We start from the raw sequence: 14534 nt of genomic DNA, 5'->3' as shown, positions 1-14534 counted from the left end.
CTGTTATAAGGAATCATGAAGGAGAATAATATGCGTGAAAAATTACAAACATTGCCGTTAGCGGAATTAAAAGAGCTTGCCAAAGCCCAGGGAATCAAGGGATGCAGCTCCATGCGAAAAGCTGAAATTATAGATTTACTTTGCGAAAAGGGAGAGGAGGTTCCTGCTTCGCCGGAGAATGTTTCAGCAGAAAAGGCGGAGGCAGTAAAAAAAGAGGTTTCTAAGCCTGTTACGCCCCAGCCGGCCCCTCAGGCCCAGCCTCAGCCGGATACGGTAAGCCAGCAGGGACAGATGAATATGGATCAGCAGATGCAGTCAACGGGCGGAAACCAAAGGAAGACCGTTGTCCGTTCCTATCGTCCGGAAGGACAGCAAAGGTCCTCAGGCTACCGTCCTTCACAGGGAAGCAGCCCAGAGTCTTCTGCCAGAAATGAGGCAAGGCCGGAATCAATTACGGAGGAGCCTAGAGGTGATTTTCAGCCAAGTCCTGAACTGCAGGAGTTAGACAGCGGTATTGAGGCTCATGGAATTCTGGAGGTCATGCCTGATGGCTTTGGCTTTATCCGCTGTGAAAACTATCTTCCAGGTGAAAATGACGTCTATGTAGCTCCTTCCCAGATCCGCCGGTTTAACATGAAAACAGGAGACATCATTCACGGAAGCCGCAGAGTGAAGACGGCTGCGGAAAAGTTTGCCGCCCTCCTATATGTAAAGAACATCAACGGCTACCCCACCAGTGCGGCGGAACGCCGTCCTAACTTTGAAAATATGATTCCAATATTCCCGGATGAAAGACTTCATATGGAGACACATGGAGGGAAAAATAACACTGCCATGCGTGTCCTGGATCTTTTAGCTCCCATTGGTAAGGGGCAGAGAGGTATGATCGTTTCTCCGCCAAAGGCAGGAAAAACCACCCTGCTTAAGGAGGTGGCAAAGGCCATAACCGTAAACCACCCGGAGATCCATCTCATGATTCTATTGATCGATGAGCGTCCTGAGGAGGTTACAGATATTAAGGAATCCATTACCGGTAATAATGTGGAAGTGCTCTACTCCACCTTTGATGAGCTGCCGGACCGCCATAAGAGAGTATCGGAAATGGTGATCGAAAGGGCCAAGCGCCTTGTTGAGCATGGCCGGGATGTGGTGATCCTGTTAGACAGCATTACCCGTCTGGCAAGAGCCTATAACTTAACGGTGGCTCCCAGCGGCCGTACCTTATCCGGCGGTTTAGATCCGGCCGCCCTTCATATGCCCAAGCGTTTCTTTGGTGCCGCCAGAAATATGAGAGAGGGAGGCAGCTTAACCGTTCTTGCCACCGCTCTTGTGGATACGGGCAGCCGTATGGATGACGTTATTTATGAGGAATTTAAGGGTACCGGCAACATGGAACTGGTTCTTGACCGGAAGCTGTCTGAGAAGAGAATTTTCCCTGCCATTGACATTCTTAAATCCGGTACCAGAAGGGATGACCTGCTGCTTATCAGGGAAGAAGCAGAAGCGGTTGACATCGTCCGGAAGGCTACCAATACCCTGAAACCGGAAGATGCGGTGGAGAAAATACTGGACTTATTCTCAAGGACAAGAAACAACAGGGAATTCGTGGAAACCTCCAAAAAAATGCGCTTTTTCTAGAGAATACGGGTTTTTTATAGAAATAAATACTTGCATTAAAAAAATTTCTATGTTATACTATGTAAGCTGTTTATTAGACAAAGTCGGTTTACGGACTGCGATTTAATAGAAATCAAAGTATGTGAGGTGAAAATCATGAAAGAGGGAATCCATCCAAATTACTATCAGGCAAAAGTTGTTTGCAACTGTGGTAATGAATTCGTAACTGGTTCTACAAAGGAAGATATCCACGTAGAGGTTTGTTCTAAATGCCATTCATTCTACACCGGTCAGCAGAAAGCTGCTTCCGCTCGTGGACGTATTGATAAATTCAATCGTAAATATGGCGTTAAGGCTGAAGCATAATTTACTTATTGAAGGCAAGGGTTGTGCAGCCTGAATTTGTAAATTATTCGTTCGATGAGCCGCCAGGTGAATCGGACTTCCTTCATGAATTCAGGAAATCAGCCGTTCTATGTGCTCATTGGACGCATGGAACTTCCTTATTATATCAGGGGCAAAGAGAAGGTTGAGTTTGGTGGAAACACTTTAGCTCAGCCTTTTTTGGGATTTGAACAAGTGTAAAGCTTCCATTTTAAACAGAGAGGTGGTTTGGCGTATGAAGTATTCAGGAATCGGCGGACAGGCCGTGATTGAAGGCGTTATGATGAAAAACGGGGATGAGTATGCCACAGCAGTCCGCAAGCCGGACGGAACCATTGAAGTGAAAAAAGATACTTATGTTAGCATGGGAGAAAAGGTGAAGCTTTTTTCTCTGCCTTTTATCAGAGGAATATTCAGCTTTGTTGATTCCATGGTGTTAGGTATGAGGGCTTTGACCTTTTCGGCCAGCTTTTTTGAGGACGATGAGGAGAACATGGAGCCTTCCGGATTTGAAAAACTGCTGGAACGGCTATTTGGAGAAAAGATGGAAAAGGCATTGATGAGCATGATCATGGTATTTTCCGTGGTCATGGCCATTCTGATTTTCATGGTATTACCCATGTTTCTCGCCAACATATTTAAAAATTATATTAAATCCCAGACAGTTATGGCCATTCTGGAAGGGGTGATCCGGATCGGAATCTTTATTGCCTACATTGGTCTGGTTTCGCGCATGGAGGATATCCGGCGGACTTTTATGTATCATGGAGCAGAACATAAGTGCATCAACTGCCTGGAGCACGGCCTCCCGCTTACTGTGGATAATGTCAGAAGCAGTTCCAAGGAACATAAACGCTGCGGAACCAGCTTTCTGCTGATCGTTATGATCATCAGCATTCTGTTCTTCATAGTGGTGAGAGTGGAAACTCTGCCCCTTCGGGTTCTCAGCAGGATTGTACTGATTCCGGTGATCGCCGGAGTATCCTATGAATTTTTGCGCCTGGCAGGGCGCAGTGATTCAAAGCTGGTGGATTTATTAAGCCGTCCGGGCATGTGGATGCAGGGGCTGACCACCAAGGAGCCGGACGATGATATGATCCAGGTGGGCATTGCTTCTGTTGAAGCTGTGTTTGACTGGAGGGCATTTCTTAACAAGAATTTTCCGGAGAAGAAAGCATGAATCTGACGCTACAGCTTTTATTGGAAGAAGGGGAGTTGGAGCTGTCAAAGGCAGGTGTGGAAGAGGCCGCTCTTGATTCCAGATACTTACTTTTTGAGGCGTTTCATACAGATATGGTACATTTTCTTATGGACAGGAACAGGAGGCTTCCGGATGAGGACTTTTCTCTGGAGGCCGTTTCAGAATACCGGTCCATGATAGAGAAACGTTCAAAAAGGATCCCTCTCCATCAGATTACAGGAAGCCGGGAGTTCATGGGCCTTGAGTTTTTGGTAAATGAACATGTGCTGATTCCAAGACAGGATACGGAAACTCTGGTGGAACTGGTCTTAAAAGATTATAAGGGAAAGAAACCGGAAGTACTGGATATGTGTACGGGAAGCGGCTGCATTGCCATCAGCCTGGCAAAGCTTGGCGTATTAGACCGTGTGACTGCCGTGGATATTTCCAGGGAAGCCCTTAAGGTAGCGGAAAAAAATGCAGGAAAGCTTTTGGGAGATGGAAAGATCACACTGATAGAAAGCGATTTATTTGCTTCACTAGAAGATCAGAAGAAATTTGATGTGATCGTGTCAAATCCCCCCTATATTCCAACAAAAATAATAGAAGGACTGCAGCCGGAAGTCCGGGATTTCGAACCCATGCTGGCCCTTGACGGGAAGGAAGACGGCTTGTATTTTTACAGAAGGCTTGCGTTGGAAAGCCGCCATCATCTGGTTCATGGAGGAGCAGTTTATTTTGAAATCGGCTATGACCAGGGAGAGGCTGTAAACGATTTATTAAAGGACGCCGGCTTTGAAGAAATCCGGGTAGTCAAGGATGCGGTGGGGCTGGACCGCGTGGTCTGTGCACGAAAGCAATGAGCACTGCGGACTTATGGCAGTCATTTCCCCGAATTTCAGGAGGTTATCAATGTTTGATAGATTAGATGATATTTTAATACATTATGAAGAATTGATGCAGGAGCTTAACAATCCTTCCGTAATAGAGGATCAGAACCGGTTTCGAAAGCTGATGAAGGAGCAGGCGGATCTGGCAGACTTAGTAGAGACTTATACCCAGTATAAGAAAGCAAAGCAGACCGTGGAAGACAGCCTGGCTCTTCTGGAGGAAGAGAGCGACGAGGAGATGCGGGAGATGGCAAAAGAGGAATTATCCGATGCCAAGAAGCAGATCGAGGCGCTGGAGCAGGAGCTTAAGATCTTACTTTTACCTAAGGACCCTAATGACGATAAGAATATAATTCTGGAAATCCGTGCCGGAGCAGGCGGTGACGAAGCGGCCCTGTTTGCTTCCCAGCTTTACCGCATGTATGTAAATTATGCGGAAAGCAATCATTGGAAGGTAGAACTGATCAGCGTCAATGAAAGCGGAATCGGCGGTTTTAAAGAAGTGGTTGCCATGATTACAGGCAAGGGCGCTTATTCCAAGATGAAATACGAAAGCGGCGTTCACCGGGTACAGCGGGTACCGGAGACAGAGAGCGGAGGAAGAATCCACACCTCCACGGCTACCGTGGCAGTTATGCCTGAGGTAGAAGAGTTTGATATAGTGATTGAAGATAAGGATGTGAGAATCGATGTAATGCGTGCTTCCGGAAACGGCGGACAGTGTGTAAATACGACCGACTCAGCCGTTCGTCTGACTCACATGCCTACAGGAATCGTGATTTACAGCCAGACAGAAAAGTCACAGCTTCAGAATAAGGAAAAGGCCTTTCGGTTGTTGCGTTCCAAGCTTTATGACCTGGAGTTGGAGAAACGGCAGAATTCAGAGGCAGAGGAAAGAAGAAGCCAGATCGGTACGGGAGACCGTTCCGAAAAGATCCGGACCTATAATTTTCCTCAGGGCCGTGTAACGGATCACAGGATCAAGCTTACTCTTTATAAGATCGATTCCATTATGGATGGGGGCATTCAGGAACTTCTGGATTCTCTCATTGCGGCAGACCAGGCTGTGCGCTTAAGCAAGCTGAATGAAGAGGCGTAAAAATACCGGATTTACGGTGCTTTCCAGCTTTGCAAAGGATTCTTAAATGGAACCCATGAAGATTTAAGCAGAACAATTGCTCAAAGGAAATTCCTGAAAGAAGAGAATTACTTCTTAAACAAACCTCTTGAGTGGGAAATGTATGGAGATGCCTTTAAGATCGTTAAGTAATGTAGCGGATAAAGTCTAAAAGAGGAAGTTTTAGTTGATAAACTCCCGATAATTCGGTATAATTCCTTTGGTATATTAATTTACTAGTCATATCTTATTATACCATGAATGGCAGGTTCTTCGGAACCTGCCATTCGTATTTTAGAGTAAAAAAGGAGCGCTGCTCCATAGATGATTTTTACATCTATTTTGCAACGCCCCCTTCTATATTGTAGCTGTAATGGAACCATATGGGAAATTTTGGAAGACTCTTCTTATCCCCCTATCATGATCCGGATAATCTCTTCGTTAGTTTCCCTCATCCCTTCTTTCCCCAGTCTTCCAACGTTTCTAAGGGTGGCTTCCACGCCTTTGGTGACGATCCCGTCGCCGTCAAAGAACTGCTGGCCCTGCACGTACATATTGTAACCCAAAATCCCGGCTTCAATGGAAGAGGCGATCTTTGCGGCGCAGGAGGATTTTGCTCCATCGCATACAATCCCGGAAACAATGGCCAGGGCATTGACTATGGTATGGATGACTTCCTCATAGCCGCCTCCGCAGAGATAGGCAATTCCGGCTCCGGCCCCTGCTCCTGCATTGACGGCACCACAATAGGCTGATAATCTGCCGATGGGGGTTTTCTGGTGAATGGCGGCCAGGTTGGATAAGGCCAGGGCCCGGTACATTTTTTCATCACTGACCTTTAACGCTTTTGCATATACCATAACAGGCACGGAAACGGTGATCCCCTGATTTCCGCTTCCGGAATTGATAACTACCGGAAGTTCGCAGCCGTTCATGCGGGCATCGGAAGCTGCCGCCGCCATTGCCTTTGCCTTAACGGCCAGGTCATTTCCGGAATTATTAAGGAGTACCTTGCCGATATTGGCACCATAGTTTTCCTTAAGCCCTTCTTCGGCAATGGCCCAGTTGTACCGGATCTGACGGTCCAGGATATCCCGGATGTGGTCGATGTCCACGGTATTGATAAAGTCCCAGATATCCTCCATATTGAGCAAATTCCGGTCAGTCAGAGGCTCTTCTTCTAAAGCAGTTTCCTTATACTTTAGTATGGTTCCATCCTTTTCAATGAGAACGATGTTGGTGTGGTAATTGGCAATGCGCACCCTGCTGAAGGAAGCACCCTTATACAGGGTAACAAGGATGTCAAAATTAATCCCCTGGTTCAGGTGTTCTACTGTGATCTCCTTTTCCTTCATAAAATCTCTCATCTGTATCATCTGCTCCGGCGAGACCTCTGCAATGACCTCCAGCTCTCTTTCCGGATTCCCCGCCACAATCCCTGCCGCTATTGCCGCAGGAATGCCCTTTAAATGGCCTGTGTTGGGAACGATCACGGATTTCACGTTCTTAATAATGCTTCCGCTGGCGCCCACCACCACTTTGTCAGGCATTTCCCCCAGTGTTTTTCTGGCCACTGCAGCAGCATAAGCCAGGGCCACCGGTTCGGTACATCCCATGGCTGGAACCAGTTCTTCCTTTAATATCTGCACATAGGCACGGTATTTATTACTTGCCTTCTCCATATGAACATCAATTCCTTTCTGAAATTGTTATTAATTTTCAAAAACAGCCTGTAAATAAGCATTGATTTCTCTTCGTTTATAATGTACCATATAAAAACATGGATGTAAAATTTAATGTTTTTAAGATAACGTTTAATATTTTTAAATTGATTGAAGAAAGGAGTTTTAATGATGGAGCTTCGGGAAATAAAGACATTTTTAGAGGTGGCTAACAAGAAAAGCTTTTGTAAGGCGGCTGAAAAGCTGGGGTATTCCCAGGCAGCTGTCACTGTACAGATCAAACAGCTGGAAAAGGAATTAAATGTCCATTTGTTTGACAGGATCGGGAAGCAGACGACCCTGACCCATGAGGGGGAAACTTTTTATGAATATGCGGCTGATGTGGTGAAGAACTTAAACCATGCAAAAAACATTTTATCCGTATCTTCGGAGCTTACGGGAAGGCTGGTGATCGGGACCATAGAATCTATCTGTTCCACCCTGTTTCCACCTCTCATACAGGAGTTCCACCGTCTTTATCCCCAGGCCACCGTAAGCATTGTGGTGGATTCCCCTGGGGCTCTTCTTACCATGATGAACCATAATACCATTGACCTGGTGTATTTCCTTGATAAACGCATGTATGATTCAAAATGGGTAAAGGTGATGGAAGAGCCTGAAGACATTATTTTTGCCGCTTCCAAGAACCATCCCTTTGGAATAGAACCAGGTCTTACCATTGACCAGGTCATTTCACAGCCAATGATCCTTACGGAAAAGGATGCCAGTTACCGGCTTATGCTGGAACAGTACCTGGCAGCTTACGGAAAAAAGGTTCATCCCTTTCTGGAAATCGGCAATACGGAATTCATCATCAAGCTTCTTCGCAGCAATGCGGGAATCTCTTTTCTACCGGAGTTCACCATTTGCAGGGATATTGAGGAGGGAATTTTAACGCCTCTTAAAATGAAGGATTTTCACTTGCAGACATGGAGACAGATGGTCTATCACAGGGATAAATGGATCAGCAGGGAGATGAAGGCATTTATTGAGCTGGTTCAAAGAATGGAGCAGGAGTGCGCAGGGACCGCCCCTTCAGACATTCCAAAAGAATAATTGTACTGACTGTCTGGGTATGATATACTGAACCGAAAAATAAATGCACCGAGGTTAGAAACAAGGAAGGGTTAAAAACCGGAATCATGAATACAGAAAAAGAGCAGTGCCTGTTTCTTAAGCAGCGCTGCTCTTTTTTTGCAGGCAATGAGCCAGGCGAATATGCTTGCATATTCCTTCAGCGAACTACCTGATTTCATCCATGCGCCCGTTTGCAGCCACATAAGAGCCATCAACAACCCGGCTTACAGCCATAAGTCCGAGTAGGCCATCGGAATTTGGGTTATAATACATCCTTTGTGTGGGCAAAGCTGTCAATGGGAACTGTGGATGCAAAAAAAACAGGGAAACAGCAGTTACTGCTGCTCCCTGGTGTATCGGCCTGCAGCGGGAAAGATTTTTCATAAAAGCGTCACCTCCTGAATTAAGGAAATAAGGATCACTGCTTTGAGTATAGGCGAGGGGTCTGGAACACAATGCAGGGAAGAAAACTGCATGATTTTTGTTTGAATTCTGTTGGAATCCGGAGAAAAATATCTTGACACATGAAAAACTATTTGTTATATTACATATAGAACAGGTGAAGCAATATTTTTACATATTCGGAGAAAAAGGAGGAAGCTATTATGAACATCAATAAATTTACGCAAAAATCTATGGAAGCTGTCCAGAATTGCGAAAAACTTGCATATGAATATGGGAACCAGCAAATAGAACAGGAACACATGCTGTACAGTCTTCTCACCATTGAAGACAGCCTGATTTTGAAGCTCATTACCAAGATGAATATACAAAAAGAGCAGTTCTTAAATGAAACAGCTCAGGCAATTGAAAAACTTCCCAAGGTCAGGGGAGGACAGCTTTATATCAGCAATGAATTAAATAAGGTCTTAATAAGCGCCGAGGATGAAGCAAAGGCCATGGGAGATGAATACGTTTCCGTAGAGCATCTGTTTTTAGCCATGCTAAAGCAGCCATCTAAGGCGGTAAAGGAATTGTTCCGAAGTTATGGCATAACTAAGGAAAGCTTTTTACAGGCTCTTTCCACGGTAAGAGGAAACCAGCGGGTTGTAAATGACAACCCGGAGGCCACTTACGATACCCTTACCAAATACGGCTTTGATATGGTGGAGCGGGCCAGGGACCAGAAATTGGACCCGGTGATCGGACGGGACAGCGAGATCCGGAATGTGGTTCGTATTCTTTCCAGAAAGACGAAGAACAACCCGGTCTTAATCGGTGAGCCTGGAGTCGGTAAAACTGCCGTAGTAGAAGGCCTGGCCCAAAGGATTGTCCGGGGTGATGTGCCGGATGGATTAAAGGATAAAAAACTGTTCGCCCTTGACATGGGAGCACTGTTAGCAGGCGCCAAGTACCGGGGAGAATTTGAGGAACGTTTAAAGGCAGTTCTTGATGAAGTGAAGAAGAGCGACGGCCAGATCATTTTGTTTATCGATGAGCTTCATACCATTGTAGGGGCAGGCAAGACAGAAGGTTCCATGGATGCGGGCAATATGTTAAAGCCCATGCTTGCAAGAGGCGAGCTTCACTGCATCGGCGCTACCACACTGGATGAATACCGCCAGTATATTGAAAAGGATCAGGCTTTGGAACGGCGGTTCCAGCCGGTCATGGTCGACGAACCTACGGTGGAGGATACCATTTCCATATTAAGGGGACTGAAAGAAAGGTATGAGGTCTACCATGGAGTAAAAATCACGGACTCTGCCCTGGTGTCGGCGGCGACTTTGTCTGACCGTTATATCAGCGAGCGTTTTCTGCCGGATAAGGCCATTGACTTAGTGGATGAAGCCTGTGCCATGATAAAGACAGAACTGGACTCCATGCCGGCAGAGCTTGATGAGCTTTCAAGGCGTATTATGCAGATGGAGATTGAAGAGGCTGCTTTAAAAAAGGAAACCGACCGTTTAAGCCAGGACCGTCTTGCAGAGCTTCAGAAGGAACTGGCAGAGCTTCATGATGAGTTTGCTTCCCAGAAGGCCCAGTGGGAAAATGAAAAAGCTTCCGTAGAACGGTTATCCTCCCTGCGGGAAGAAATTGAAAATATGAACCGGGAGATCCAGGCAGCACAGCAGAAATACGATTTAAACCGTGCGGCTGAGCTGCAATACGGAAAGCTTCCCCAGCTTCAAAAGGAACTGGAAGAAGAGGAAGAACGGGTAAGGAACCAGGATATGAGCCTGGTTCATGAGAGCGTGACAGAAGATGAGATTTCCAGAATCGTGTCCAAATGGACGGGAATTCCCGTAGCCAGACTGACGGAAGGGGAAAGAAATAAGACCCTTCACCTTGATAAGGAGCTTCATAAGAGGGTCATCGGCCAGGATGAGGCGGTATTAAAGGTTACGGAGGCAATCATCCGTTCCAAGGCAGGGATCAAGGACCCTACAAAGCCCATCGGCTCCTTCCTGTTCTTAGGACCTACCGGCGTGGGAAAGACCGAGCTTGCCAAGGCTTTGGCAGAAAGCCTGTTTGACGATGAAAATAACATTGTCAGAATTGATATGAGCGAATACATGGAAAAGCATTCCGTATCCAGGCTGATCGGAGCCCCTCCAGGATATGTGGGCTATGACGAGGGCGGCCAGCTTACGGAGGCAGTCAGGAGAAAGCCCTATTCTGTGGTGCTCTTTGATGAGGTAGAAAAAGCCCATCCCGATGTATTTAATGTACTGCTTCAGGTCCTTGACGATGGACGGATCACAGATTCTTCTGGAAAAACCGTTGACTTTAAAAACACCATCATCATTATGACCTCCAATATCGGCTCCCAGTATTTACTGACGGGCATTGATGAGGACGGAAGGATCAGGAAAGACGCGGAAGCAATGGTAATGAATGATTTAAGGAACCATTTCCGTCCGGAATTCTTAAACCGTCTTGATGAAATAATCCTGTTCAAACCTCTTGAAAAGGAAAATATTGCAGGAATCATTGACCTGCTCCTTGCGGACTTAAATAAACGGATTGGAAACCAGGAATTAAGGCTGGAACTGACTGACCAGGCAAAGGAGTTTGTGGTGGAACAGGGCTATGATCCGGTATACGGAGCCCGTCCGCTGAAACGTTACCTGCAAAAGCATGTGGAAACCCTGGCGGCCAGGATCATCCTTGGAGATGAGGTCCGGCCGGGAAATGTGATCGTGATCGATGTATCGGAAGACGGTCAGAGGCTGATTGCCTATCTGGAATAAAAGGTAAGACATAATACGCATATTAAAAAAGGCGCTGCAAAAGGGATGACCGCTCATCTGTTTTGCAGCGCCGTATTGTTATGCCTGCCAGAGAATATCTCTGTTAATGGTCCGGTAAAACAATTCCCGGATCTCTTTTTCGTCGCTGCTCTGTCCCAGGATCCACATGAGCTTTGTCACAGTGGCTTCCAGGGTCATGTCATAGGCTTCTAAAAGCCCCAGCTCCTTTTTTATGGAATGCCCTACTTCGTATACGGACATATCGCTGCCTTCATTGGTCACCTGGGTGGCCATGACCACAGTTTTTCCAAGGGAGATCCATTTTTTAACGGCCTTATAAAAATCACCTGTATCATAGGAGGGAAGACCGCCCACGCCAAAGGATTCTATGATCACCGCATCATAATGCTCTGCCAAAAAATCCAGAACATCAGAGCCCATGGAAGGAATCAGCTTCATTAATGCTACGTGAGGATTCAGCTTATGGAAAAACTGTACCTGCCTAAGAGAGGAAGCCTTGTCATCTACGTAAAACAGCACATGCCCATCCTGGATGGCGGCAATATAAGGAAAATTGATGCTGGAGAAGGCATTGTAGCTCTTGGTGCGCTCTTTTTTTCCTCTGGTGCCTGCAATGACCTTTCCGTCAAATACAATGGTAACGCCATGGGCCTTAGACTCGCTGGCAAACCGGAGGCTGTCTGATAAATTGGTGCGGGCATCGGTATTCTCCATATCAATGGGCCTTTGTGCACCGGTGATGACAATGGGCTTTTCCGAGTTCTGGACCAGGTAGGAAAGGGCAGAGGCCGTATAAGCCATGGTATCCGTACCGTGGCAGATGACAAAGCCATCGTACTCCTTATAATGGGTTTCAATAGCCTTTGCCATGGTAAGCCAGTGGCCTGGCTGCATATTGGTGCTGTCTATGTTGAGTATCTGCAGGCAGTCTGCCTGACAGAATGCTGACGCTTCCGGAACATAGGAAAGGATTTCGTCAGTGGTGAGGAGAGGCTTTAGACCACTGTCGCTCCGCTTGCAGGCTATGGTGCCCCCTGTTCCAAGCATAAGTATTTTTTTCATGTACAGGATACCTCCTAAAGGATTTCAATATCTGATTGTAACACTGATTTCCTCATTCGTACAGGGATACTTTTGCTTAACAATCCCTTATGCTGATTTTGACGCCAATATCCAGGGGGGAAGCGGTATAAAGGCTTGTGGTAACAATGCCGTCAACTCCGGTATTTGCATATTCAATTGCATTTCCAGGATGAATCCCTCCTGCGGCCAGCAGTATGGATTGGGGATAATGCTGTTTGATGGATGCGGCGGCATGGCTTATATCCTTTGGGCTCATCTTATCAAACTGTATCCCGTCAGCTCCAAGGGAAAGGAATTCTTTTGCTGATTCCGGATCATTGGTTTCAATGAGGATTTTTTTCTCAGGACATTGTTTTTTCATGTTTGGAAGCATTTTTTTTAGTTCTTCATACCCCCCGATCATGGAAACGTGCTGTTCAAAGATGAGCACTGTTTCAGAAAGTCCCAGCCGGTGAGGTATGGCGCCGCCTGCAAGTATGGCATGAACGCTCAGCTTTTTAGCGCCTGGAAAGCTCTTGCGTGTGGTCAGGACCATCATGTTTTTATTTACGCTTTGGACTGCATCCACCATGTTCCTCGTCTTCGTAGCAATTCCGCTGCAGTGATCCAGTACATTTTGGGCGGCCTTCCAAACAGTATGAAGCTGTCTGGCAGAGCCTGAGCCTGATATCAGCACACGTCCGGCTTCAATCCTTTCTCCTGAGGCAATGATTTCCTCTGTCCGGATGTCCAGCCGGCGGAACATTTGCTCCACCACCTCGGTACCGCACACCACCCCCCTTTCCCGGGTGAAATAGGTAATACTGCCCGGCCGTTCTGCAAGGCCCAGAAGGTGGCTGGTCAGGTCCATATATGGTACATCTTCCTCGATGAAATGATCAATTTCCGCACAGGTAAAAAACATAGGATTCTCCTTTTCAATAGGATTTTGGAAGCATCTGCAAATCCAAAAAATGATGGGATACAGGTTTAACAAGGGCAACTTCGTGTGAAAACAGCAGGACCGGCATGGTTTTTCCATGGTAAAGCAAAAGCTCAAGTACATAGCTTTTTAATGCTGCATCCAGGCCTGCAAAAGGTTCGTCCAGAATCAGGATATTTCCTCCGTAGGCCAGTGCACGGGCCAGAGCCACCCTGCGTTTCATGCCGCTGGATAATTGACCGGGATAGGCATCTTCCCATCCGCCCAGCTTTAGACGATGGAGCATTTCCCGGCTTTTAGCCCTGTTCTTTGCGGCATATTCCACGTTTTCCAGGCATGTCAGAGTGGGAATCAAACGGTTTTCCGGGAAGACCGGTGAGATTCGGATCCCCTCCTTATAAAGGATTTCTCCTGAGTCAGGTCTTTCCAATCCCATGATCAGACGGGCAAGGGTGGTCTTTCCGCGGCCGGATGGACCTGTCACCGTATGCAGTCCGGTTTCTCCCACAATATAATCAAAATCTTTCAATACTGTTGTTTTTCCAAAAGTTTTGGATATTTTTTTGCATTCAATCATAGGAGCTTGTTCCTTCTGTATGTAACGGCGGAAAGTGCCGGTTCAGCCACAGCCGGATCCCGCCGGCAGCCAGTTTTTCAGTAACAATGCTGAGCAGGATCACCACCAGGGTCCAGCTAAAGAGGTTCAATGTATCAAGGTAAACCTTTGCATCAGCCATGTTGCGGCCAATGGTCAGCATTGGGGAAGACATGACCTCGGCTGTTATGGCTGATTTCCAGGCATAGCCAAATCCGGTTTGAAAGGCAGCCTGGAAATAGGGAATGGAGCTGGGAAGGTAAATGCGGCGCAGCTGGGATAAAAAGGGGACTTGAAACATCCGGGACATTTCAAGTAAGTTACTGTCCACCGCAAGGAGTGCTTCCGTCATGTTTCCCCATACAAGTGGCATGACCATTAAAAATGATACCAGAATGGGCAGGTTTTTCGATTTCATAAATACCAGGGCTAAGATAATGAAGGAAGCCACCGGCGTGGCCTTCATCACTGAGATGAAAGGAGAAATAAGAATCCGTACAACAGGTATGGCATAGGTAAATACAGCCAGTGCGATGCCAATAAGCATCGCACTGGAAAAGCCTGCAATTATGTTGCGCAGCGTATGAATTACAGTAATATAAAAGTCTCTGGTCTTCATCATATCCAACAGGTTGGATATGACGTCAGCCGGTGCGGCCACAAGAACGGCTTGTCCGACGGCTATGTAGAGAAGCTGCCACACCCCCAGCCAGAATAACAAAACGGCAATTTG

Annotated in this window: 14 protein-coding genes; 8 read left to right on the top strand and 6 right to left on the bottom strand. The window is 46.6% G+C overall.

Features of this window, described 5'->3' with window-relative positions; translation table 11 throughout:
* Positions 1-30 precede the first annotated feature (30 nt).
* From rho to prfA, 6 genes are all read left to right on the top strand, one after another.
* Positions 31-1638 (top strand): transcription termination factor Rho, encoded by a 1608-nt coding sequence (gene rho, locus ABFV83_RS14930; protein ID WP_349944895.1) that lies wholly within the window; start codon positions 31-33, stop codon positions 1636-1638.
* A gap of 135 nt (positions 1639-1773) precedes the next feature.
* A complete protein-coding gene (gene rpmE, locus ABFV83_RS14925) occupies positions 1774-1983 on the top strand; it encodes a 50S ribosomal protein L31 (protein WP_013271164.1) in 210 nt (69 codons plus the stop codon).
* Between the two features lie 84 nt (positions 1984-2067).
* Positions 2068-2202 carry a hypothetical protein gene (locus tag ABFV83_RS14920; RefSeq protein WP_349944893.1) on the top strand — a complete coding sequence of 45 codons (135 nt, stop codon included), beginning with the start codon at positions 2068-2070 and terminating at the stop codon, positions 2200-2202.
* A 34-nt stretch (positions 2203-2236) separates the two neighbouring features.
* On the top strand, positions 2237-3181 hold the full coding sequence (locus ABFV83_RS14915; protein ID WP_349944892.1) for a DUF1385 domain-containing protein: 945 nt from the start codon (positions 2237-2239) through the stop codon (positions 3179-3181).
* The gene (prmC, locus tag ABFV83_RS14910) at positions 3178-4044 is read left to right on the top strand and encodes a peptide chain release factor N(5)-glutamine methyltransferase (protein ID WP_349944890.1); all 867 of its coding nucleotides are present in this window, start codon (positions 3178-3180) and stop codon (positions 4042-4044) included. The genes ABFV83_RS14915 and prmC overlap by 4 nt, the downstream gene beginning before the upstream one ends.
* Positions 4045-4093: 49 nt before the next feature.
* Positions 4094-5170, top strand: coding sequence for a peptide chain release factor 1 (prfA, locus tag ABFV83_RS14905; protein WP_349944888.1), 1077 nt, complete (start codon positions 4094-4096; stop codon positions 5168-5170).
* 425 nt (positions 5171-5595) lie between these two features.
* Here prfA and ABFV83_RS14900 read toward each other — a convergent pair whose 3' ends face one another.
* Positions 5596-6870, bottom strand: coding sequence for an L-serine ammonia-lyase, iron-sulfur-dependent, subunit alpha (locus tag ABFV83_RS14900; protein ID WP_349944887.1), 1275 nt, complete (start codon positions 6868-6870; stop codon positions 5596-5598).
* Between the two features lie 171 nt (positions 6871-7041).
* Here ABFV83_RS14900 and ABFV83_RS14895 point away from each other — a divergent pair, with 171 nt between their 5' ends.
* Entirely contained in the window at positions 7042-7965 is a 924-nt protein-coding gene (locus ABFV83_RS14895; protein ID WP_349948935.1) for a LysR family transcriptional regulator, read from the top strand.
* A gap of 186 nt (positions 7966-8151) precedes the next feature.
* Here the strand turns inward: ABFV83_RS14895 and ABFV83_RS14890 are convergent, their stop codons facing one another.
* On the bottom strand, positions 8152-8370 hold the full coding sequence (locus tag ABFV83_RS14890; protein ID WP_349944886.1) for a hypothetical protein: 219 nt from the start codon (positions 8368-8370) through the stop codon (positions 8152-8154).
* 221 nt (positions 8371-8591) lie between these two features.
* Here ABFV83_RS14890 and clpB point away from each other — a divergent pair, with 221 nt between their 5' ends.
* Positions 8592-11180 (top strand): ATP-dependent chaperone ClpB, encoded by a 2589-nt coding sequence (gene clpB, locus ABFV83_RS14885; protein WP_349944884.1) that lies wholly within the window; start codon positions 8592-8594, stop codon positions 11178-11180.
* Between the two features lie 78 nt (positions 11181-11258).
* On the opposite strand, the gene ABFV83_RS14880 is transcribed toward clpB, so the two are convergent.
* The 4 genes from ABFV83_RS14880 to ABFV83_RS14865 all read right to left on the bottom strand — a co-directional run bounded on the left by ABFV83_RS14880 (position 11259) and on the right by ABFV83_RS14865 (position 14522).
* Entirely contained in the window at positions 11259-12263 is a 1005-nt protein-coding gene (locus tag ABFV83_RS14880) for an asparaginase (protein ID WP_349944882.1), read from the bottom strand.
* A gap of 76 nt (positions 12264-12339) precedes the next feature.
* Positions 12340-13188, bottom strand: coding sequence for a ModD protein (gene modD, locus ABFV83_RS14875; RefSeq protein ID WP_349944881.1), 849 nt, complete (start codon positions 13186-13188; stop codon positions 12340-12342).
* Between the two features lie 13 nt (positions 13189-13201).
* The gene (locus tag ABFV83_RS14870; RefSeq protein WP_349944879.1) at positions 13202-13783 is read right to left on the bottom strand and encodes an ATP-binding cassette domain-containing protein; all 582 of its coding nucleotides are present in this window, start codon (positions 13781-13783) and stop codon (positions 13202-13204) included.
* Complete coding sequence (locus tag ABFV83_RS14865; protein ID WP_349944877.1) at positions 13776-14522, bottom strand: ABC transporter permease subunit; 747 nt, start codon at positions 14520-14522, stop codon at positions 13776-13778. Before ABFV83_RS14865 ends, ABFV83_RS14870 begins: the two co-directional genes overlap by 8 nt.
* Positions 14523-14534 lie beyond the last annotated feature (12 nt).

Origin of the sequence: Lacrimispora sp. BS-2, from assembly GCF_040207125.1 — a bacterium.
In the GTDB taxonomy this organism is placed as follows: domain Bacteria; phylum Bacillota; class Clostridia; order Lachnospirales; family Lachnospiraceae; genus Lacrimispora.
This window is presented reverse-complemented; position numbering and strand designations above follow the sequence as displayed.

Bases quoted from the DNA above. Each gene is read 5' to 3' on its own strand.
- ABFV83_RS14880 (WP_349944882.1), bottom strand. From the start codon at position 12,263: ATGAAAAAAATACTTATGCTTGGAACAGGGGGCACCATAGCCTGCAAG.
- ABFV83_RS14920 (WP_349944893.1), top strand. From the start codon at position 2,068: ATGAATTCAGGAAATCAGCCGTTCTATGTGCTCATTGGACGCATGGAA.
- prmC (WP_349944890.1), top strand. From the start codon at position 3,178: ATGAATCTGACGCTACAGCTTTTATTGGAAGAAGGGGAGTTGGAGCTG.
- ABFV83_RS14900 (WP_349944887.1), bottom strand. From the start codon at position 6,870: ATGGAGAAGGCAAGTAATAAATACCGTGCCTATGTGCAGATATTAAAG.
- ABFV83_RS14890 (WP_349944886.1), bottom strand. From the start codon at position 8,370: ATGAAAAATCTTTCCCGCTGCAGGCCGATACACCAGGGAGCAGCAGTA.
- clpB (WP_349944884.1), top strand. From the start codon at position 8,592: ATGAACATCAATAAATTTACGCAAAAATCTATGGAAGCTGTCCAGAAT.
- rpmE (WP_013271164.1), top strand. From the start codon at position 1,774: ATGAAAGAGGGAATCCATCCAAATTACTATCAGGCAAAAGTTGTTTGC.
- prfA (WP_349944888.1), top strand. From the start codon at position 4,094: ATGTTTGATAGATTAGATGATATTTTAATACATTATGAAGAATTGATG.
- modD (WP_349944881.1), bottom strand. From the start codon at position 13,188: ATGTTTTTTACCTGTGCGGAAATTGATCATTTCATCGAGGAAGATGTA.
- ABFV83_RS14895 (WP_349948935.1), top strand. From the start codon at position 7,042: ATGGAGCTTCGGGAAATAAAGACATTTTTAGAGGTGGCTAACAAGAAA.
- ABFV83_RS14915 (WP_349944892.1), top strand. From the start codon at position 2,237: ATGAAGTATTCAGGAATCGGCGGACAGGCCGTGATTGAAGGCGTTATG.
- ABFV83_RS14870 (WP_349944879.1), bottom strand. From the start codon at position 13,783: ATGATTGAATGCAAAAAAATATCCAAAACTTTTGGAAAAACAACAGTA.
- rho (WP_349944895.1), top strand. From the start codon at position 31: ATGCGTGAAAAATTACAAACATTGCCGTTAGCGGAATTAAAAGAGCTT.